The 19,251-nt window shown below is 66.1% G+C and carries 16 protein-coding genes; 3 read left to right on the top strand and 13 right to left on the bottom strand.

Features of this window, described 5'->3' with window-relative positions; genetic code table 11:
* The first annotated feature begins 9 nt into the window (after nt 1-9).
* The gene (locus ACQR1H_RS06745; RefSeq protein ID WP_316236933.1) at nt 10-1,299 is read left to right on the top strand and encodes an efflux RND transporter periplasmic adaptor subunit; all 1,290 of its coding nucleotides are present in this window, start codon (nt 10-12) and stop codon (nt 1,297-1,299) included.
* A complete protein-coding gene (locus ACQR1H_RS06740; protein ID WP_434839440.1) occupies nt 1,299-3,260 on the top strand; it encodes a MacB family efflux pump subunit in 1,962 nt (653 codons plus the stop codon). Before ACQR1H_RS06745 ends, ACQR1H_RS06740 begins: the two co-directional genes overlap by 1 nt.
* A gap of 146 nt (nt 3,261-3,406) precedes the next feature.
* Here the strand turns inward: ACQR1H_RS06740 and ACQR1H_RS06735 are convergent, their stop codons facing one another.
* From ACQR1H_RS06735 to cyoA, 7 genes are read right to left on the bottom strand one after another with little or no spacing between them, the layout of a single operon-like run.
* Nucleotides 3,407-3,940: a response regulator transcription factor gene (locus tag ACQR1H_RS06735; RefSeq protein ID WP_315802091.1), complete on the bottom strand. Its 534-nt coding sequence runs from the start codon at nt 3,938-3,940 to the stop codon at nt 3,407-3,409.
* The gene (locus ACQR1H_RS06730; protein WP_315802090.1) at nt 3,930-5,282 is read right to left on the bottom strand and encodes an ATP-binding protein; all 1,353 of its coding nucleotides are present in this window, start codon (nt 5,280-5,282) and stop codon (nt 3,930-3,932) included. The genes ACQR1H_RS06735 and ACQR1H_RS06730 overlap by 11 nt, the downstream gene beginning before the upstream one ends.
* 54 nt (nt 5,283-5,336) lie before the next feature.
* Nucleotides 5,337-6,161: an SURF1 family protein gene (locus tag ACQR1H_RS06725; protein WP_434907322.1), complete on the bottom strand. Its 825-nt coding sequence runs from the start codon at nt 6,159-6,161 to the stop codon at nt 5,337-5,339.
* Nucleotides 6,161-6,520 (bottom strand): cytochrome o ubiquinol oxidase subunit IV, encoded by a 360-nt coding sequence (cyoD, locus tag ACQR1H_RS06720; protein WP_315752397.1) that lies wholly within the window; start codon nt 6,518-6,520, stop codon nt 6,161-6,163. Before cyoD ends, ACQR1H_RS06725 begins: the two co-directional genes overlap by 1 nt.
* Entirely contained in the window at nt 6,517-7,146 is a 630-nt protein-coding gene (gene cyoC, locus ACQR1H_RS06715; RefSeq protein ID WP_434886294.1) for a cytochrome o ubiquinol oxidase subunit III, read from the bottom strand. Before cyoC ends, cyoD begins: the two co-directional genes overlap by 4 nt.
* Nucleotides 7,143-9,152 (bottom strand): cytochrome o ubiquinol oxidase subunit I, encoded by a 2,010-nt coding sequence (gene cyoB, locus ACQR1H_RS06710; protein ID WP_316181673.1) that lies wholly within the window; start codon nt 9,150-9,152, stop codon nt 7,143-7,145. The genes cyoC and cyoB overlap by 4 nt, the downstream gene beginning before the upstream one ends.
* Nucleotides 9,153-9,161: 9 nt before the next feature.
* Nucleotides 9,162-10,337, bottom strand: coding sequence for a ubiquinol oxidase subunit II (gene cyoA / locus ACQR1H_RS06705; protein WP_316181671.1), 1,176 nt, complete (start codon nt 10,335-10,337; stop codon nt 9,162-9,164).
* Nucleotides 10,338-10,491: 154 nt separating this feature from the next.
* Between cyoA and ACQR1H_RS06700 the strand changes: the two genes are divergently transcribed.
* Nucleotides 10,492-11,802 carry an MFS transporter gene (locus ACQR1H_RS06700; RefSeq protein ID WP_434839323.1) on the top strand — a complete coding sequence of 437 codons (1,311 nt, stop codon included), beginning with the start codon at nt 10,492-10,494 and terminating at the stop codon, nt 11,800-11,802.
* A gap of 4 nt (nt 11,803-11,806) precedes the next feature.
* Here the strand turns inward: ACQR1H_RS06700 and ACQR1H_RS06695 are convergent, their stop codons facing one another.
* From ACQR1H_RS06695 to ACQR1H_RS06670, 6 genes are all read right to left on the bottom strand, one after another.
* On the bottom strand, nt 11,807-13,519 hold the full coding sequence (locus ACQR1H_RS06695; protein ID WP_434884573.1) for a thiamine pyrophosphate-binding protein: 1,713 nt from the start codon (nt 13,517-13,519) through the stop codon (nt 11,807-11,809).
* A gap of 28 nt (nt 13,520-13,547) precedes the next feature.
* Nucleotides 13,548-14,486 carry an AEC family transporter gene (locus tag ACQR1H_RS06690; protein ID WP_434845754.1) on the bottom strand — a complete coding sequence of 313 codons (939 nt, stop codon included), beginning with the start codon at nt 14,484-14,486 and terminating at the stop codon, nt 13,548-13,550.
* A gap of 42 nt (nt 14,487-14,528) precedes the next feature.
* Nucleotides 14,529-16,079, bottom strand: coding sequence for an AMP-binding protein (locus ACQR1H_RS06685; RefSeq protein WP_434907321.1), 1,551 nt, complete (start codon nt 16,077-16,079; stop codon nt 14,529-14,531).
* 81 nt (nt 16,080-16,160) lie between these two features.
* Entirely contained in the window at nt 16,161-16,793 is a 633-nt protein-coding gene (locus ACQR1H_RS06680) for a hypothetical protein (protein WP_434907320.1), read from the bottom strand.
* Nucleotides 16,790-17,320: a c-type cytochrome gene (locus ACQR1H_RS06675; protein ID WP_434907319.1), complete on the bottom strand. Its 531-nt coding sequence runs from the start codon at nt 17,318-17,320 to the stop codon at nt 16,790-16,792. The genes ACQR1H_RS06680 and ACQR1H_RS06675 overlap by 4 nt, the downstream gene beginning before the upstream one ends.
* 66 nt (nt 17,321-17,386) lie before the next feature.
* Nucleotides 17,387-19,165, bottom strand: a complete 1,779-nt coding sequence (locus tag ACQR1H_RS06670) for a PQQ-dependent dehydrogenase, methanol/ethanol family (protein WP_434907318.1) — start codon at nt 19,163-19,165, stop codon at nt 17,387-17,389.
* Nucleotides 19,166-19,251: the final 86 nt, after the last annotated feature.

Raw genomic sequence — 19,251 nt, 5'->3', positions numbered from 1 at the left:
GTCAAGGCGATGAACGCACCCCTGCCCCACATGCCCCGACCGTCCGCTACGGAAGACGGCGTCCCGCCGGTGCTGAAGCCGAAGCGTCCGCGCCGCCGGGCTGTGCTGATCATCAGCCTGCTCGTCGCGCTCGCGCTGGCCCTCCTGTTCGTTACCCGGTTCACACGCAATCCGAACGCCAACCTGGTGACGGCGCCGGTCACCCTCGGCGACATCGAGCAGACCGTGCTCGCCACCGGCACGCTGAAACCGGTCAAGCTGGTGGCGGTCGGCGCCCAGGCGTCGGGACGGCTGGTCGCACTCAACGTCAAGCTGGGACAGAAGGTCAAGGCCGGCGATCTGATCGCCGAAATCGACTCGCTGACGCAACAGAATACGCTGCGCACCAACGAGGCGAGTCTGCGCAACGTCCGGGCGCAACGCGACGAGAAAGTCGCCACCCTGGCGCTGGCCGAGGCGAACCTGGCGCGGCAGCAGGTCACGCTGGCGCAGAAGGCCTCGTCGCGCGCCGACTACGACAGCGCCGAGGCGACCGCCAAGCAGACCCAGGCCCAGATCGCGCAGTTGGACGCACAGATCGTCGAGGCCGAGGTCGCGATCGAAACCGCGCGCGTCAATCTCGGCTACACCAAGATCACGGCCCCGATCGACGGCACCGTGCTGTCGATCGTCACCCAGCAGGGCCAGACCGTCAATGCGGTGCAGTCGGCGCCGACCATCGTCGTGCTCGGCCAGGTCGAGACCATGACGGTGCGCGTCGAAATCTCGGAGGCCGACGTCGTCCGGGTCCGGCCGGGACAGAACATCTACTTCACCATCCTCGGCGATCCCGACCGCCGCTACGAGGCCACGCTCGGCACGATCGAGCCGGCGCCGGAATCGATCAAGAGCGATTCGAGCTTCTCCTCGAGCTCGACCACGACATCGAGCAGCAGCAGCACGTCGTCATCATCCACATCGTCGGCGATCTACTACAACGGCGTGTTCGACGTCGCCAATCCTGAGGGGCGGCTGATGACCTACATGACGGCCGAGGTCCACATCCTGCTCGGCGAAGCGCGCAACGTGCTGACGATCGCCTCGTCGGCGCTGGGCAATGCCAATCCGGACGGCAGCTACAACGTCCGCGTGCTCAATGGCGCAGGCGCGCTGGAGAAACGCGCGGTGCGGATCGGCCTCAACAACAAGATCAGGGCCGAGGTGCAGTCCGGCCTGCGCGAGGGCGAGCGGGTCGTGATCTCGGCGCCCGAGCAGGGCACGAAGCAAACCGTGATGCCGCCGCCGCCCGGAGGCGCATGATGACCGAGGTCCTGATCGACCTGCAGAATGTCGGACGGTGCTACGCGTCCGGCGAAGGCACGGTCCACGCTTTGCGCGGCGTTGACCTCCGGATCGCGCGCGGCGAGATGGTGGCGATCATCGGCCAGTCGGGCTCCGGCAAGTCGACGCTAATGAACATCCTCGGCTGTCTGGACCGTCCGACGTCCGGCAGCTACCGGATCGCCGGACGTGAAATGAGCTCGCTCGATCCGGATGAGCTGGCGGCGCTGCGGCGCGAGCATTTCGGCTTCATCTTCCAGCGCTATCATCTGCTCGGCGAGCTCACTGCCACCGAGAATGCCGAGGTGCCCGCCGTCTATGCGGGGCTTGGCCCGTCGGCCCGGCGCCGCAAGGCCGAGGCGCTGCTGCAGCGGCTCGGCATGGGCAGCCGCACCGATCACAGGCCGGGACAGCTCTCCGGCGGCCAGCAGCAGCGCGTCTCGATCGCCCGCGCGCTGGTCAACGATCCCGACGTGATCCTCGCCGACGAGCCGACCGGTGCGCTCGACCGCGCCAGCGGCGAGGAGGTGCTGCGCATCCTCGACGAGATCAGCGCCTCCGGCCGCACGGTCATCATCGTCACGCATGATGCCGGCGTCGCGCAGCGCGCGCGCCGCATCATCGAGCTGCAGGACGGCCGCGTCATCTCGGACAAGCCCAATCCACTTTCGCCCGGGCCGGCGGCTGCCGCCGCGGCCGAGGACGCCGGATCGCCGGCGCCGTCATGGTGGCGCAGTCATCTCGACCGCTTCCGCGAGGCGGCACGGATGGCGCTGCTCGCCATGAATGCGCACCGGCTGCGCGCCTTCCTCACCATGCTCGGCATCATCATCGGCGTCGCCTCCGTCGTCATGGTGCTGGCGCTCGGCCGCGGCTCGCAGGCGCGGGTGCTGGAGAACATCAACCGGCTCGGCACCAACACGCTGGAATTCTTTCCCGGCAAGGATTTCGGCGACACCCGTTCCAGCAAGATCAGGACGCTGGTGCTCGCGGATGCCAAGGTCATGGCTGAGCAGCCTTACGTGGATGCGATCTCGCCGACGGTCTCGACCACCAGCACCTTGCGGTTCGGCGCCGTCGAGGTCAGCGCCCAGATCTCGGGCGTCGGCGAGCAGTATTTCCGCGTCAAGAACACCGAGCTCGCGGAAGGCAGCTATCTCGATGCCGACACCGTGCGATCCTACGCCCAGGACGCCGTGATCGACGACAATGCGCGCAAGGCGCTGTTTCCGGATTCCGACGTCAGTCCGCTCGGCAGCGTCATCCTGATCGGCAAGGTGCCCTGCCGCGTCGTCGGCGTCACCAAGCAGCAGCAGGCCGGGTTCGGCTCCAGCTCCACGCCGATCGTCTATCTGCCTTACACCACGGTGCAGGCGCGCTTCCTCGGCAACCAGGTGCTGCGCAGCATCAGCGTCCGCGTCGACGAGGCGACGCCGATGGCGGCGGCCGAGCGCGCCGCGACGGCGCTGCTGACGGCACGGCACAACGCCAAGGACTTCTTCGTGCTCAACACCGACGACATCCGCAAGACCGTCGAGAGCACGACGCAGGTTCTGACCCTGCTGGTGGCGGCCATCGCCGTGATCTCGCTCTTGGTCGGCGGCATCGGCGTCATGAACATCATGCTGGTATCGGTGTCCGAGCGCGTCGGCGAGATCGGCGTGCGCATGGCGGTCGGCGCGCGGCGCAGCGACATCCTGATGCAGTTCCTGATCGAGGCCGTGCTGGTCTGCCTGCTTGGCGGTGCGCTGGGCCTGGCGCTCGCGGTCGGCTTCGGCACGGTCTTCAACGCGCTCGACGTCGGCTTCCAGCTGATCTATTCGCCGCTGGCCATGGTCGGCGCCGCCGTCACGTCGATGGCGATCGGCATCGGCTTCGGCTACATGCCCGCCCGCGGCGCCTCGCGGCTCGATCCGGCAACGGCGCTGGCGAGGGAGTAGGTTGAGGCGCGCATGAGCGACCGGCAGAGTAGGTGCTCGCCACGACTGTAGTGCGCTCCCTCTCCCCGTTCTTCACGGGGAGAGGGAGCCTGCCACGCTCTGCCGAACTAGCTGCTTTCCATCGCTGCGAACGACAGCAGACCATCCTACTTCACCGGGCGCTTCTCCAGCTTGCGCGCCAGAGTCCGGCGATGCATGCCGAGCCTTCTTGCGGCTTCGGAGATGTTGAAGTCTGTCTCGATCAGGGTCTGGTGGATACGCTCCCACTCCAGCGTCTTGATCGAGGTGGAACGCTCGGCCAGCGCCACTTGCGCATTGCCCTGCGCCTTGCGGAACGCTTCCTCGATATCGTCGGTGTTCGACGGCTTGGCGAGATAATGGCAGGCGCCGAGCTTGATCGCCTCCACCGCAGTGGCGATGCTGGCAAAGCCCGTGAGCACCACGATCAGCATCTCCGGATCATGCGCGTGCAGCTTCTCGACGCAGACGAGGCCTGAGGCGCCGCCGAGCTTGAGATCGACGACGGCATAGCCGAACGTCTTCTCCTTGACGGCCTGGTCGACGTCCTCGAGCGACGCCGCGATCACGGCCTCGTAGCCGCGCCGCTCGAACGAGCGCTTCAGGGTGCGTGCAAAACCGTCATCGTCCTCGACGATCAGGAGAGACATGTCATTCGCCATCGCGCTCTCCAATCACAAGCGTCGACAACGGCAGCGACAGCCGTACGGTCGCCCCACGTCCCCGGTGGTTCCAGGCCGAAACGCTGCCGCCCAGCTTGCGGATCACGTTGACCACCAGGAACAGGCCCAGACCGCGCCCCGGGCGGCCCTTGCTCGACTGATAGGGACGTCCGAGCTGGCCCAGCATCGCCGGATCAAAACCCGGCCCGCGATCGCTGACGCTGAGCAGCAGCTGATCGCCGTCCCGTTCGGCGACGAACTCCACCCACTCGCGCGAGACTTCGAACGCGTTGTCGAGCACGTTGACGATCGCCTGCTTCAGCGCGACATCGGAGACGATCGTCGGATCCGAGCCGAACTCGTTGCGGAACGTCAGATTGCGCGCCGAGCGCGCCGCGCTCCATTCGGCGACCAGCGTCGTCAGGAACGCCTTCAACGTCGTGGGCGCCGAGCCTTCGCCCCGCGCCTGGCCGGCCGAGACCAGGATGTCAGTCACGATCGACTTGCAGCGCTGCACCGCCGCTTCCATTTCGGTGAAATCCTCCGCGAGCGTCGGATCGGCAGAGATCGCGGTCATGCGCCGCCAATCGTTCAGGATCACCGAGATCGACGCCAGCGGGGTCCCGAGCTCATGCGCGGCACCTGAGGCGAGCAGGCCCATGCGGATGATGTGATCCTGCTCGACGGCGTGCTGGCGCAGATCGGCGAGCTTGGCGTCGCGCTCGCGCAGGTTCCGGTTGATCCGGGTGACGAACACGACGAGCAGCACGGCGTCGAGCACGAAGCCGACGAACATGCCGGTGATGTGCAGGGTGAAGGCATCGCTGACGTGATGCTGCGGCAGTTGCAGCGGGCGGTACTCGATGGTGAGCCAGATGAAGCTGAGCACCGTCAGTGCGACCAGCGACCAGGACGAGCGCGCATCGAGCAGCACGGCCCCCAGCGTGACCTGCAGCAGATAGAGGCACGTGAACGGATTCGACGCACCGCCGGTGAGATAGAGCTCCGATGTCAACGCCACCACGTCCAGCATCAGGGCGATCAGCAAATGGCGATTGCCGACGTCGTCGCGCCTGCGCAGCCAGATGTGGCTGGCGACGTTGAGCGCCACCAGCGCGCAGATGATCGCCACCATCGGCAGCACCGGCAGCGCGATGCCGAACCAGGTGGTCACGAAGCCGATGGTGACGATCTGGCCGACCACGGCGATCCAGCGCAGCTGGATCAGCAGCACCATGTTCTTGCGGTTGGTCGCGTCCCTGGTCGGCAGCGGCGCGTTGATCTCGGGTGTGGCGATCGCGGCCACCGCTCCGAACGGCAGGTTGGGCGCCTCGCTTCTCATGAGGCCACGTCCGGTCTCCGCCGCCAGAACGGGGAGCTTCGATCCCTCAACACGTCACCCCGCATCCACCCATGTCCTGCCGCCGCTGATCCCATTCCACATCCTGCGCCGCCGGCGCTTCGGGTCACGCTGCGCGCGGCGGAGCCGCTGCAGCCCGGCGCCGGCCAGCATGAGAGCCAATGTAAACCAGGTGAGCGCGTAAACCAGATGGTTGTTCGGAAACGAGATCACGGTGAGTCCGCCGATCGGAAGCCCGCCGGGATTCGGGGTCGCATCGGCATCGACGAAGAATGGCGCGACGTCGGACAGACCGCGCGCCGCCGCGATCGCCCCGACGTCACGTGAATACCAGCGATTCCCCGCGGGATCGTTGTGGCGCAGGAAGCCGCCGCCCGGCTCGGAGAGCCGCAGCAATCCCGTCACGCTGACCGTGCCATCCGGGTTCCCGGCGCTGCGGCTTGCGCGGGCGCGGCGATCCGCGGGCACGAAGCCACGATTGACGAGCACGGTGCCGCCGGCGGTCTGCAGCGGCGTCACCACCCAATAGCCGGAGCCCTCGACCGTCAGCGCCTGCACCAGCGTCTCGCGATCGTTGAGAAAGCGGCCGCTCAGTGTCACCCGCTTGTACTCGTCATCGCTGCGATTGATCGCCGGCCAATCCGCCGGGCCCGGCGCCGGCACAGGTTCGGCATGAACGCGGTGCTCGACACGATCGATCAGGTCGAGTTTCCAGGCCCGCCGCTCGATCTGCCAGACGCCCAGCGCCAGCAGAACCGCGACGCACGCAACCCACGCCGCGCCGATCGCGAGCCGCAGCGCGCCGGATCGCCCGCGGCCGGCCTCATCGTGTTCCCCTGCCCCGTCGGCAGGAGCCGACATCACGGCGTCTGGCCCATCTCGTGCACCGGCATCATGTTGGTGGTCAGGTGATGCATGACCCAGAGCGAGCCCGAGAGCGCGATCACCACCATGATGATGGTGAAGATCAGCGCCATCATGGTCCAGCCGCCCTCGGCCTTGGTGTTCATGTGCAGGAAGAAGATCATGTGAACGACCACCTGCACGGCCGCGAACGCCATGATGATCAGCGCGGTTGCCTGCTTGTCGAGCGAGCCATTCATCACCAGCAGAAACGGAATCGCAGTGAGGACGACGGAGGCGCCGAAGCCGATCAGCTGGCCGGAGCGCGTGCCGGCATGGTCGTCGGCCGAGCCGTGCGCGTGTGCATCAGAGCTCATCGCAGCATTCCCATCAGATAGACGAAGGTGAAGACACCGATCCAGATCACGTCGAGGAAGTGCCAGAACATGCTGAGGCAGACCAGCCGGCGGCGGTTGGCCTCGATCAGGCCGTGGGTCCTGACCTGCACCATCAGCGTGACCAGCCAGACCAGACCGAACGTCACATGCAGGCCGTGGGTTCCAACGAGCGTGAAGAACGACGACAGAAAGGCGCTGCGTTGCGGCGTCGCGCCCTCATGGATCATGTGCGCGAACTCGGTCAGCTCGATGCCGAGGAAGGCGAGGCCGAACAGCCCGGTCACCACGAGCCAGGCCTGCATCGCGCCGACGCGATTCTGCTGCATCGACAGCATCGCGAAGCCATAGGTGAGCGAGGACAGCAGCAGGAACGAGGTGTTGACCGCGACCAGCGACAGGTCGAACAGGTCCTTCGGCGCCGGACCAGCGGCATATTTGGCGCCGAGCACGCCATAGACGGCGAACAGGATCGCGAAGATGAGACAGTCGCTCATCAGATAGATCCAGAAGCCGAGCATGGTGCTGCTGCCTTCGGCGTGCTCGTGCTCGTCGACGACGTAGAAGACCGGTTCCCCCGCCTTCATCGTGCCCATCGCGACCGTCATGACTTGGCTCCTGCCGCGAGCAGCTCGGTGCGCGCACGCTCGGCGCTGACGACCTCATCGGCCGGGATGTGGAAGCTGCGGTGATAGTTGAAGGTGTGGCCGATCGCGACCGCGAGCAGCGCGACGAAGCTGCCCGCCGCCATCCACCACATGTACCAGATCAGGCCAAACGCCATGGTGGTGCTGAGCGCTGCCAGGATCACGCCGGTGCCGGTGTTGCTCGGCATGTGGATCGCCTTGAAGCCGGCGAGCGGACGGGTGTAGCCACGGCGCTTCATGTCCCACCATGCGTCGTTGTCGTGGACGACAGGCGTGAAGGCGAAGTTGTAGGCCGGCGGCGGCGACGACGTCGCCCATTCCAGCGTACGTGCATTCCAGGGATCGCCGGAGACGTCGGCGAGCTGCTCGCGGCGCAGGATGCTGACCGCGATCTGGATCAGGAAGCTCGCGATGCCCAACAGGATCAGGAAGGCGCCGATGCCGGCGATCACGAACCAGATCTGCAGGCTCGGATCGTCGAAGGTGCGCAGGCGACGCGTCACGCCCATCAGGCCGAGCACATAGAGCGGCATGAAGGCGAAGTAGAAGCCCACCGTCCAGAACCAGAACGACATCTTGCCCCAGAACGGGTCGAGCTTGAAGCCGAACGCCTTCGGGAACCAGTAGGCGATGCCGGCGAACAGGCCGAACAGCACGCCGCCGATGATGACGTTGTGGAAATGCGCGACCAGGAACAGGCTGTTGTGCAGCACGAAATCGGCCGGCGGCACCGCGAGCAGCACGCCGGTCATGCCGCCGATCACGAAGGTCAGCATGAACGCGACCGTCCACATCATCGGCAGCTCGAAGCGAATGCGGCCGCGATACATCGTGAACAGCCAGTTGAACATCTTCGCGCCCGTCGGGATCGAGATGATCATCGTGGTGATGCCGAAGAACGAGTTCACGCTGGCGCCGGAGCCCATGGTGAAGAAGTGGTGCAGCCAGACCAGGTAGGACAGGATGGTGATGACGACGGTGGCGTAGACCATCGAGGTATAGCCGAACAGCCGCTTGCCCGAGAAGGTCGAGGTCACCTCGGAGAAGATGCCGAACGCCGGCAGGATGAGGATGTAGACCTCCGGATGGCCCCAGATCCAGATGAGGTTGACATACATCATCGGATCGCCGCCGAAATCATTGGTAAAGAAGTTGGTGCCGACGTAGCGGTCGAGCGACAGCAGCGCCAGCACCGCTGTCAGCACCGGGAAGGAGGCGACGATCAGGACGTTGGTGCACAGTGACGTCCAGGTGAAGACCGGCATCTTCATCATGGTCATGCCGGGGGCGCGCATCTTGACGATGGTGCAGATCAGGTTGACGCCGGATAACAACGTTCCCACGCCGGCAACCTGCAGCGCCCAGATGTAATAGTCGACGCCGACATCCGGACTGTAGGACAGGTTCGACAGCGGCGGATAGGCCAGCCAGCCGGTGCGCGCGAACTCGCCGACGAACAGCGAGCACATCACCAGCACGGCGCCGGACGTGGTCATCCAGAAGCTGAAATTGTTGAGGAACGGGAACGACACGTCGCGGGCGCCGATCTGCAGCGGCACGACGTAGTTCATCAGGCCGGTGACCAGCGGCATCGCCACGAAGAAGATCATGATCACGCCGTGGGCCGTGAACACCTGATCATAGTGGTGCGAGTTCAGGTAGCCTTCGGAGCCATTGAAGGCGATCGCCTGCTGCAGGCGCATCATCAGCGCATCGGCGAAGCCGCGCAGCAGCATGACGATGCCGAGCACCATGTACATGATGCCGATGCGCTTGTGGTCGACGGTGGTGAACCACTCTTTCCAGAGATAGCCCCACAGCCGGAAATAGGTGATCGCGCCAAACAGCGCGAGACCGCCGAGCGCGACCATGGCGAAGGTGCCGACGATGATCGGCTCGTGCAGCGGCAGCGACTCCAGCGTCAGCCGGCCGAAGATGATCTTTGTGAGCTCTGCTGTATCGAACATGATGGACCCTCACGAATCCGACTTTGAGGTTGGCCCCGTGATGAAGGATGCCTTGGACGGCCGCAGCAGGCCGGGCCGCGCCAGCCCGCGCCCCTGCAATGGCGTCCAGTCCAGCGGCGCCAGCACGGTCGGCGAAGACTCGTCGGCCATCCGCGTGACCTGATCGCCCGGCAGGCAGACGCCGCCGGCAACGAAGCTCGGCTCGGCGCCGAACACGGCGCCGCGGCCGGCGAACTTGTCATAGGCGAGCGGCAGCGTGTTGCGCACGCCGGCCATGCCCATGCCGCCCTGCGCGTCGATCGCCATCATCTCGCTCATGCACATCTTGCCGGGCTCGACGCACATGTTGAGGATGGCGCGGAACAGGTCGCTGTCAACCGAGGCATAGTGGCGAACCGGTTCATTGGCGCTCGGACGCTCGAGCGCAAGATAATCCTGCTTGTTGAGCTCCTGCCCACTCGCCTTGGCCTTGTCGACCCAGCCGGCGAAGTCCGCATCCGACAGGCCACGGAAAGCGAAGCGCATGCCGGAGAAGCCGGAGCCGCTGTAGTTGGCCGAGAAGCCGCGATAGACGCCGGGCTTGTTGATGACGGCGTGCAGCCGGCTCTGCATGCCCGGCATCGCATAGATCTGGCCGGCGAGTGCCGGAATATAGAACGAGTTCATTACCGAGGACGAGGTGATCCTGAAATCGAGCGGCCGGTTCACGGGAGCTGCGAGCTCGTTGAGGCTGGCGATGCCGTATTCGGGATAGATGAACAGCCACTTCCAATCGAGCGCGACGACGTTGACCTCGAGCGGCTTGTCCTGCGGCGTCACCGCGCGCTCGGCGGAGATGCGTCCGAGCGTGCGATAGGGATCGAGCAGATGCGTACCCATCCACGTCACCGCGCCCAGGCAGATGATGATCAGCAGCGGCGCCGCCCAGATCAGAAGCTCGAGCTGGGTGGAGTGATCCCAATCCGGCGTGTAGGTCGCTGCCTGGTTCGACTGGCGGTAGCGCCAAGCCACGATGGCCGTGGCCGCCATCACCGGGATCACGATCAGCAGCATCAGTACGGTGGCGATGATCACGAGATCGCGCTGCTGGGCGGCGACGTCGCCGGAGGGCGCGAGCACGACCAGATTGCAGCCTCCGAGCGCGAGCCCCAGCGGCAGCATGCCTAAGAATTTCCAGTAACGCACGCTCAACCTCGTCGCACGGCGGATCTCTGAACGAGGCCTCACCTAGCGATCGGACGACACGGCCGGTATTGGACAATTTGTCCAATACCGGAGCGGCGCCGAGGACGACAATTACGTGGCGAAAATAGAGTACGAGAGGACTGCAGGCAGCGCGATGACACAGGCAGCGGCGACCGCCGACGGCGAAACCCATCTGTCCCGCACGCATGAGGCGCATCCGGGCGAGATCGCGATCGGCGTGATCGTCGGGCGCACGTCGGAGTTCTTCGACTTCTTCGTCTACGCCATCGCCTCGGTGATCGTGTTTCCGCGCCTCGTGTTTCCGTTCGCCGACGAGCTGACGCAGACGCTGTATTCGTTCGCGCTGTTCGCGCTCGCCTTCATCGCCCGCCCGTTCGGCAGCGTGATCTTCATGGCGATCGACCGCCGCTACGGCAAGAGCGCCAAGCTGATCACCGCATTGTTCCTGCTGGGCACCTCGACGGTCGCGATCGCCTTCCTGCCGAGCTATCACACCGTCGGTGCGGCCGCGATCTGGCTGCTGGCGCTGGCGCGGATCGGCCAGGGCCTCGCCTGGGGCGGCGCCTGGGACGGGTTGGCGTCGCTGCTTGCCATGAATGCGCCGGAGCACCAGCGCGGCTGGTATGCGATGATCCCGCAGCTCGGCGCGCCGCTCGGGCTGATCGTCGCCAGCGTGCTGTTCGCGTTCTTCGTCGGCTATCTCTCCGCGGCCGACTTCTTCGACTGGGGCTGGCGCTACCCGTTCTTCGTGGCGTTCGCCATCAACGTCGTGGCGCTGTTCGCGCGGCTGCGCATGGTGGTGACGCCTGAATATGACGAGCTGTTCCAGTCGCGCGAATTGCAGCCGGCGCGCGTCATGACCACGATCCGGCACGAGGGCCGCAACATCGTGATCGGCGCGTTCGCGCCGCTGGCGAGCTTCGCGCTGTTCCACATGGTGACGGTGTTTCCGCTGTCCTGGGTGTTCCTGTTCACCAAGGAGACGCCGGCGCGCTTCCTGGTCATCGAGGCGGTCGGCGCGGTGTTCGGCGTCGTCGCCATTGTCGGGTCCGGCATGCTGGCCGACCGCATCGGCCGCAAGTCGCTCCTGATCGGCTCGGCGATCGCGATCGCGGTGTTCTCGGGCTTCGCGCCGCAACTGCTCGATGCCGGCCCGATCGGCGAGACCATCTACATGGTGCTCGGCTTCATCCTGCTCGGCCTGTCGTTCGGCCAGTCCTCCGGCGCGATCGCCGCCAATTTCGCGCGCACCTATCGCTATACGGCATCGGCGCTCACGGCGGACCTCGCCTGGCTGTTCGGCGCCGGCTTCGCGCCGCTGGCGGCACTCGTGCTGGCCGCCCATCTCGGCCTGCTCTCGGCCGGCGGCTACCTGCTGTCCGGCGCAGTCTGCACCCTGCTCGCGCTGTGGCTCAGCGCGCCGCGGCAGCTGCAGCAGGTGTGAGGCCTCACGCGCCGCGCCACTTGCGCTCCGCCTCGTCCCACGCTGCCAGCGGCTGCAGATCCGGCACCCATGCGAGCCCGGTCTTGGCATCCGACGACACCGCTTCCGGCGTCACCACCACATCGAGCAGCGCCGGGCGATTCGCGAGCGCGCGCTGGATCGCAGGTCCGAGCTGCTCCGCGGTTTCGACCCGCTCGGCATGCATGCCGAAGGCGCGCGCCATCGCGGCGTGATCGGCGAATTGCAGCCTGGTGCCGACCACCTTGCCATGGGTCACGGTCTGGTCGTGCACCTCGATCTGCCAGGCGCCGTTGTTGGCGACGACGATCAGCACCGGCGCCTTGTGGCGCACGGCCGTGTCGACCTCGATCGCGTTGAAGCCGAAGGCGCCGTCGCCGGTCGCGACCACCACGGGCTTGTCGGGAAAGGCAAGGCTCGCGGCGATGCCATAGGGCACGCCGATGCCGATGCAGCCGAACGGGCCGGGATCGAGCATCAGCGGCGCGCTCAGGCCGACGCGGGCGAACGAGAGAAAATCGCCGCCGTCGGTGATGACCACGGCATCATTGCCGATCGCCTCCTGCAGGGCCGACAGCACGCGGTTCGGATGCAACCGTCCGTCGCTGCCGGCCGGCGCTGTCGCCATGCTCTGGCGCAGCTTGGCCGCGCGCTCCTGATGCGCGGAGCGGAGCTTGCCAGCCCATTGCTTGTCGACAGCCGACTCGCGATTGCCCGCGAGCGCAACCATTGCCCGGAGAGTTTCCGCAGGTGATGCGAGGATTTCGGCTGCGCCGCGGCGATTGTCGCGCAGCTCGCTCGCGGTGTCGCTGATGCGGACGAATTTGGCGTCCTTGAACACGGCCGGCGAGCCGTAGGCGAGCTGGAAGTCGAGCCGGCGGCCGACCGTCAGCACCACGTCGGCATCGCCCATGACAGCGCCGCGCATCGCGCCGACCACCGAGGGGTGATCGTCGGGCACGAGGCCCCTGCTCTCGCCGGTGTCGAGATAGACGGCGCCGAGCCGGTCGAGCAGCGCGATCAGCTCAGGGCCGGCGCCGCGCGCGCCGCGGCCGGAGATGACGAGCACGCGCCGTGCCGACCACAACAGTTCGACCGCCTTCTCGACCTCGGCCTGGTCCGGCCGCGGCGCCGCCCGCGGCTTCGGCGCGAGATGCTCCTCCAGTTGCAGCGCCTTGGGCACGATGCCGCGCAAGGTGTCCACCGGGAAATCGATGAACGCAGGTCCTGGCTCGCCGCCGTCGCCGAAGGCGCGCGCGATCGCCTCGTCGAGCTCCTGCAGCACCAGCGACGGCTCGCGCACGGTGCGCGCGTAGCGCGTGATCGAACGCACGAGCTGGGTGTGGTCCATGTCCTGCAGGCCGCCGCGGTTCTCCTGCGGACGCGGGTTGCCGCCCGAGATCACCAGCACCGGCGCTCGCGAGACGTGGGCGTTGGCGATGCCGGTGATCGCGTTGGTCATGCCGGGCCCGGCCGTGACGAGGGCGACGCCGAGCTCACCAGTCAGCTCCGCATGCGCCTGCGCCATATGCACGGCCGCGCGCTCGTCGCGCACGTCGATGATGCGGATGCCTTCGGCATCGAGCCGCATCCAGATCGGCATGATATGGCCGCCGCACAGCGCGAACACGCGGGCAACGCCGCGGCGCTTGAGCAGGCGGGCGATCAGGTCGGCGGCACTGTCGGGGGAGATCTTCATCGGACCACTCCAGCGAATGAAGTTGCGATCAGCCCGGCGCGAGCCAGGCCACGAGCAGCGAGACGGTGAGGACGGCGAAGATGTGCGAGACGAGGATCGAGCCCGACGTGACACCCGCCTCGAGCCCATACAGTTTGGCGATCGTGAACGGCCCCGAGCCGATCGGCAACGCGCTGAGGATGACGGCCGAATGCGACCAGAGAGGCGGCATCGAAAAGACGTGGAAGGCGAGCAGCGCGGTCACCGCGGGCTGCATCAGCAGCTTCAGCGACACCAGGATCGCGATTGATGTCGCATCGTGCGTGACGACGCGCTCCTGCGCCAGGAACAGGCCGATGCAGACCAGAGCGGCCGGCGAGGCCGCGCCGCCGAGCAGGCTGGTGAAGCTCATGAACGGCGCCGGCAATGCGAAGCCGCTGAGGCCGACCGCGAGTCCGGCGACGGGCGCGATGAACAACGGACTTGTCAGCAGCGAACGCGCCACCTTGGCGATCGTTGCGCCCAAGGTGGCGCCCTTCTGCAGATCCATCTCGACGACGACGATCGCGAACAGGAACAGCACGCAGGCCGTGAACAGGGTCGCGATGATCGAGGCCGGCGCACTGTCCGGGCCGAACACCAGCAGGCACATCGGAATGCCCATGAAGCCGACATTGCTGTAGCCGGCATCGAGCCCCTCGATGCTGGCATTGGCGGCGCGGCGGCCGCGCAGGCGGCTGATCACGAAGCCGGTCGCGAAGGTCGCGGCGATGCCGCCGCAGAACGCGCCGATGAAGCCGAACTGGCTGACCTGCTCGACGCCGATCTTGGACATCGCGGTGAAGATCAGCGCAGGCAGCGCCAGGTACACGGCGAAACGATTCAGATTGTCGGTCGCGGTGCGGTCGAACACATTGAACCAGCCGCACAGGAACCCCGTGAGGATCAACGCGAAGATGGGAAGAGCGGAATTGAGGACAGCCTGCATCGCAGCTACATATCAGACGCGCCGCGCATTGCAGCGACCAACTCACGAAAATCTCTTCTTCAGCTCGCGATGCAGGATCTTGCCGGTGGCGTTGCGCGGCATCTCGGCGTCGGTGATGAAGGCATAGGACCGCGGCCGCTTGAAACCGGCCAGACGTTCCTTGGCCCAATCGACCAGCTCGCGCTCGTTCACTGTCATGCCGTCGCGCGGCACGATCACGGCATGGACCCGCTCGCCCCATTTGTCGTCGGGCAGGCCGATCACGGCGATGTCCTTGACGGCCGGATGGGCTCCGACCTGCGCTTCGACCTCGGAGGGATAGATGTTCTCGCCGCCGGAGATGATCATGTTGCTCTTGCGGTCGGCGAGATGGATATAGCCGTCGGCATCGCGGCGGGCCATGTCGCCGACTGAGCAATAGTCGCCGCGGAACGCCTCCGCGGTCTTCTCCGGCAGGCGCCAGTAGCAGTCGAACGTGTGCGCGTTGCTCGAATAGAGCTCACCCGCCTCGCCGTCCGGCACCTCGCGGCCTGCCTCGTCGAGGATGCGGATCGGCGCGGCGCCGACGCATTCGCGCCCGACCGAACCCAGCTTGGTGAACTGCTCGTGCGGATGCAGCATGGTGACCCAGCCGGTCTCGGTCGCGCCGTAGAGCTCGTAGAGGCCGGACTTCGGAAACATCTCCATCACTTCGCGCTTGGTCTCCGGGCGCGCCGGCGCCGAGGAGATCATCAGCTTGGTGACCGCGCCGAAATCGTGCTCCGCGCGCAACCCTCGCGGCAGATCGAGCATCATGATGTAGTGCGTGGGGACCAGCGAGGTGAAGGTGGAGCCGCCATCGGCGAGCGTCGTCACCGCGTGCTCGGGATCGAAGCTCTTGCGCGAATAGATCGAATTGACGCCGCCGATATAGCCGAACGCGCCGAAGAAGTTCAGCGAATTGGCATGGCACATCGGCATCACCAGCAGCGCGCCGTCGTTGCGGCTCAGCTTCAGCTCGATCTCGGTGACCATCGACAGGAGGACGGCGCTGCGATGGCTGCGCAGCACGCCCTTCGGCTTGCCGGTGGTGCCCGAGGTGTACATCAGGGTCCAGGGATCGGACAGCGCGACCTGCTGATCCGGCTCGCGGTCCGCAGCCGCGGCGATGATGTCCTCGTAGCCGCGATAGCCTGCCGGACGCGGCTTGGTGCCAAAGTGGATGAAGCGGTCGTCGGCGATGCCGAGATCCTTGCGCGCCTCCTCGACCAGGCCCACGAGTTCGTCCTGCACGATGACGGCGGCCGCTTCGGCATTCTGCACGATGAACTGCATCTCGGGCGCGGTGAGGCGGAAATTGATCGGCAGCGCCACCAGCCCGGCTTTGGCCGTGGCCGCATAGATCTCGCACCATTCGACACAATTGTAGGCAAGGATCGCAACGCGATCGCCCTTGGCAAGGCCGAGCCCGAGCAGCGCGTTGGCGAGCCGGCACGCGCGCTCGTTCCACAGCGCAAAGCTCATCGCACGTTCGAGATCGCGGGCACCGGTGCGCTCCGGCGACATGCGCGCATGGGCCGACAGCATCTGCCCGAAATTCAAGAGATCCCTCATCGTCGTTTCCTCCCGGCAGCCGGGTTCACGACGCCGACTGGCGCGCGCCTCCAGCGGAGCGCGATGAAGATCGGCGACGGACTAGTTGATATCCCTCGTGATCCGCACCAGCGTCTGATCGACGAAGCTCTTGATGTCCTGGTCCGGCTTGCGGAACAGCTCGCGCTCGACCGTCAGCGTCCGGCCGGGCACCGTCTTCTTGCAGACCTCGCGCAGGAACACGCCCCCGACCGGCTGCTCGCCTGCGGTCGGCTGCTGCTCCTTGCACTCCCAGCCCTCGGCGCCATAGCGCGACTTCACCTGGTTGCCGAGCAGGAAGGCCTTCTTGCGAATATAGAGCCGTGCCTTCGGATCGGTCTCGATCGTCAGGCCGGTGACGGTGCCCTTGTCGTCGACCAGGACCGTCAGCAGCACGGGATGACCGGCCACCTTGGTGCCGTCCTGGCTGGTCTCCGGATCGAAATCGAAGCGCACCGCGTGCCGCGCCTGCGCGTCCGCTGGACAGTCGCGCCACGCCGACCACGCATTGAGCCTGCGATTCGGATCCTTGGCGCAAGTCAGATTGACATAGCCCTCATTGGGCAGGTCGCCGACGGGCATGCCGACGGTGATGTCGCGCAAATCGTAGTTCGGTGCGGCCTGCGCCGAGGCCGCATGCATCACAAACGACAGCACGAACGTGGCGAAGATCGCAGCGCAGGTTGACCGCTTCATTTCGATGGCTCGCTTGCAGGCTTGGCGGCATTCGTCTTGTAGATGTCGCAGACCCGCGACGTGTTCCCGAAGAACGCAGTACACTCGTCGTAGTTCGGCTCGCCGCGGCCCTTGATGTGCGCGAGCACGTAATCCGCGACCGCCTGGATATCGTTGGGCCGCAGGAACACGCCGCCCTCGGGCGGCATGCGCTCGCCGACATCCTGGCGGCTCATGTCGTAACACTTCGCCGTGTCATAGGAGTCGCGCGCAAAGTACGGCATGCCCGTCCCGGGCCGGCCGCAGGTCACGGTCTCGATGATCTGGTCACGGGTGAGCTGCGTCTTGCGCAGCGACAGCGCGTCGCCGCCATAGCCGCCACCGCCATTGCCATGCCATTTGTGGCAGCCGACGCAGTTCGCGCGCTTGAACACGGCCTTACCGGCCTCGGTCGGATCCGTCGGCGCCGCGGACTGCGCCGACGCGAGCGAAGCAGAACCGAGGACGAGAGCCGACGCCACAGCGAGCGTGATCGCACTGGATTTCATCTGATCTTCTTGTCGAACAGGGGATAGGGGCGGAGCGGAGGACATGCCTCCGCTCCGCTGTCGACTTCACAGCGAGAAGACGTAGAGCATCGAGCCGGGCTGGATCTTCTTCAGCTCGGGCGTGGATTCGATGAACCACTTGTCCCAGGCGCCGCCGAGACCAACCAGGATCGCGACGTATTGCTTGCCGTCGACCGAGAACGTCACGGGAGGCGCATTGACGCCGCCGCCGGTGTTGAACTCCCACAGCTTCTGCAGGGTCTTGGCATCGAGCGCCATCACCTCGCCCGAGGGCTGGCCGGTGAAGACGAGATCAGGCGTCGACAGCATGCCGCCGAGATTCGGGAACGGCGTCTCCATCTTGCCGGCGATCTTGCCGGTGGTGACGTCGATCGCGGTCACGCTGCCCGTGATCTTGAACGGCTGGCTCGGTCCGCCGCCGGTCCAGAACTCACGCGGCTTCAGCTTGTCCTTGGTTGCTTCTTCCACGGTGATCCGGTTGCAGCTCTCGATGACAGGGATGTACCAGAGCTTCAGGTCCGGATTGTACGAGGTCGGCGGCCAGTTCTTGCCGCCCATGTTGCCCGGGCAGATGTCCGCGACCTTGTTCTCACGATGCGGCGACACCGACGCATTGTAGCGCTGCACCGGGTTCTTCGGATCATACTCGATCGGCTTTCCGGTCTCGGCATCGAGCCCCTTGGTCCAGGTGACCTTCTTGACGAAGGGCAGACCCCAGATGAATTTGCCGCTGGTGCGGTCGATCGCATAGGCAAAGCCGTTGCGGTCGGCCTCGAGCGCGAGCTTCAGGGTGGAGCCGTTCGGCGCGGGCACATCGACCAGGACGTTCTCGGCGACGCTGTCATAGTCGAAGGGATCGTTCGGCGTGTGCTGGTAGTGCCACTTGATCTTGCCGGTGTTCGCGTCGAGCGCCAGCGAGCTGTCGGTGTAGAGGTTGTCGCCGGGACGATAGGCGTTGTCCCAGTCCGGGCCGGGATTGCCGACGCCCCAGATGATGGTGTCGGTCGCCGGATCATAGGTGCCCGTGACCCAGGTCGAACCGCCGCCGGCCGCCGCCGCGTCGTTGCTGTCCTTCCAGGTCTCGCTGCCGGGCTCGCCCTTGGCCGGAATGGTGTGGGTGCGCCAGACCTCCTTCTGCGTGGTGAGGTCGGTCGCCGCGATCCATCCGCGGATGCCGTATTCGGCGCCGGCGACGCCCGAGATCGCCATGTTCTTCACGATAAGCGGCGCGCCGGTGATCACCTCGCCCTTGTCGGGATCGGCGACCTGACGCTGCCAGGCAACCTGCCCGGTTTCCTTGTTGGTCGCGATCAGGCGGCCGTCGAGCGTGTGCGACACGACGAGGTCGCCCCACAGCGCGACACCGCGATTGTCGACGCCGCAGCAGGCGATCGCGCCGGCCCAGTCGTGATCCGTCTTCGGATCCATCTTCCAGACCATCTGGCCTTTGCCACCGCGCGCATCGATCTTGTACACCGAGCCCCAGCCGTCGGTGACATAGATCATGCCGTTCTCGACGATCGGCGTGCCTTCGAGACCGCCGTGGCTCCAGATGCCGCCGCCCTCGACGCCGCCGAGATGCATGGTCCAGGCGACCTTCAGGTTCTTGACGTTGTCCTTGTTGATCTCCTTCAGCGCCGAGAACCGCGTGCCCGAGTAGTTCTTATGATGGTGGAGCCAGTTGCCGGCCTCCTTGTCGGCGTTGAGCAGCCGCTCGGGGGTCATCTCGTCGGCGGCCTGCGCCGGCGACACAAGCTGGAAACAGGCGAAGGCTGCGCTGGCCAGCAGCACCGCCCGCAAGGTTGACCTGACGTTTTTCCTCATCGTTTCCTTCTCCCATTATTGATTATGAGTTGGAGCGAATACCGCTCCGCCGAGCCCGAAGGCGGAGAGCAGCAGGCGACAAACAC

This window comes from Bradyrhizobium sp. HKCCYLRH2015 (genome assembly GCF_051168215.1).
In the GTDB taxonomy this organism is placed as follows: Bacteria; Pseudomonadota; Alphaproteobacteria; order Rhizobiales; family Xanthobacteraceae; genus Bradyrhizobium.
Note: the sequence above shows the minus strand (reverse complement) of the source record. Positions and strands in the feature narration are given on the sequence as shown.

Coding starts and splice junctions, on each gene's coding strand:
- cyoB (WP_316181673.1), bottom strand. CDS start 9,152: ATGTTCGATACAGCAGAGCTCACAAAGATCATCTTCGGCCGGCTGACG.
- ACQR1H_RS06725 (WP_434907322.1), bottom strand. CDS start 6,161: ATGTCGGCTCCTGCCGACGGGGCAGGGGAACACGATGAGGCCGGCCGC.
- ACQR1H_RS06740 (WP_434839440.1), top strand. CDS start 1,299: ATGACCGAGGTCCTGATCGACCTGCAGAATGTCGGACGGTGCTACGCG.
- ACQR1H_RS06695 (WP_434884573.1), bottom strand. CDS start 13,519: ATGAAGATCTCCCCCGACAGTGCCGCCGACCTGATCGCCCGCCTGCTC.
- ACQR1H_RS06700 (WP_434839323.1), top strand. CDS start 10,492: ATGACACAGGCAGCGGCGACCGCCGACGGCGAAACCCATCTGTCCCGC.
- ACQR1H_RS06680 (WP_434907320.1), bottom strand. CDS start 16,793: ATGAAGCGGTCAACCTGCGCTGCGATCTTCGCCACGTTCGTGCTGTCG.
- ACQR1H_RS06745 (WP_316236933.1), top strand. CDS start 10: ATGAACGCACCCCTGCCCCACATGCCCCGACCGTCCGCTACGGAAGAC.
- ACQR1H_RS06690 (WP_434845754.1), bottom strand. CDS start 14,486: ATGCAGGCTGTCCTCAATTCCGCTCTTCCCATCTTCGCGTTGATCCTC.
- ACQR1H_RS06675 (WP_434907319.1), bottom strand. CDS start 17,320: ATGAAATCCAGTGCGATCACGCTCGCTGTGGCGTCGGCTCTCGTCCTC.
- ACQR1H_RS06685 (WP_434907321.1), bottom strand. CDS start 16,079: ATGAGGGATCTCTTGAATTTCGGGCAGATGCTGTCGGCCCATGCGCGC.
- cyoC (WP_434886294.1), bottom strand. CDS start 7,146: ATGACGGTCGCGATGGGCACGATGAAGGCGGGGGAACCGGTCTTCTAC.
- ACQR1H_RS06670 (WP_434907318.1), bottom strand. CDS start 19,165: ATGAGGAAAAACGTCAGGTCAACCTTGCGGGCGGTGCTGCTGGCCAGC.
- ACQR1H_RS06735 (WP_315802091.1), bottom strand. CDS start 3,940: ATGGCGAATGACATGTCTCTCCTGATCGTCGAGGACGATGACGGTTTT.
- cyoD (WP_315752397.1), bottom strand. CDS start 6,520: ATGAGCTCTGATGCACACGCGCACGGCTCGGCCGACGACCATGCCGGC.
- ACQR1H_RS06730 (WP_315802090.1), bottom strand. CDS start 5,282: ATGAGAAGCGAGGCGCCCAACCTGCCGTTCGGAGCGGTGGCCGCGATC.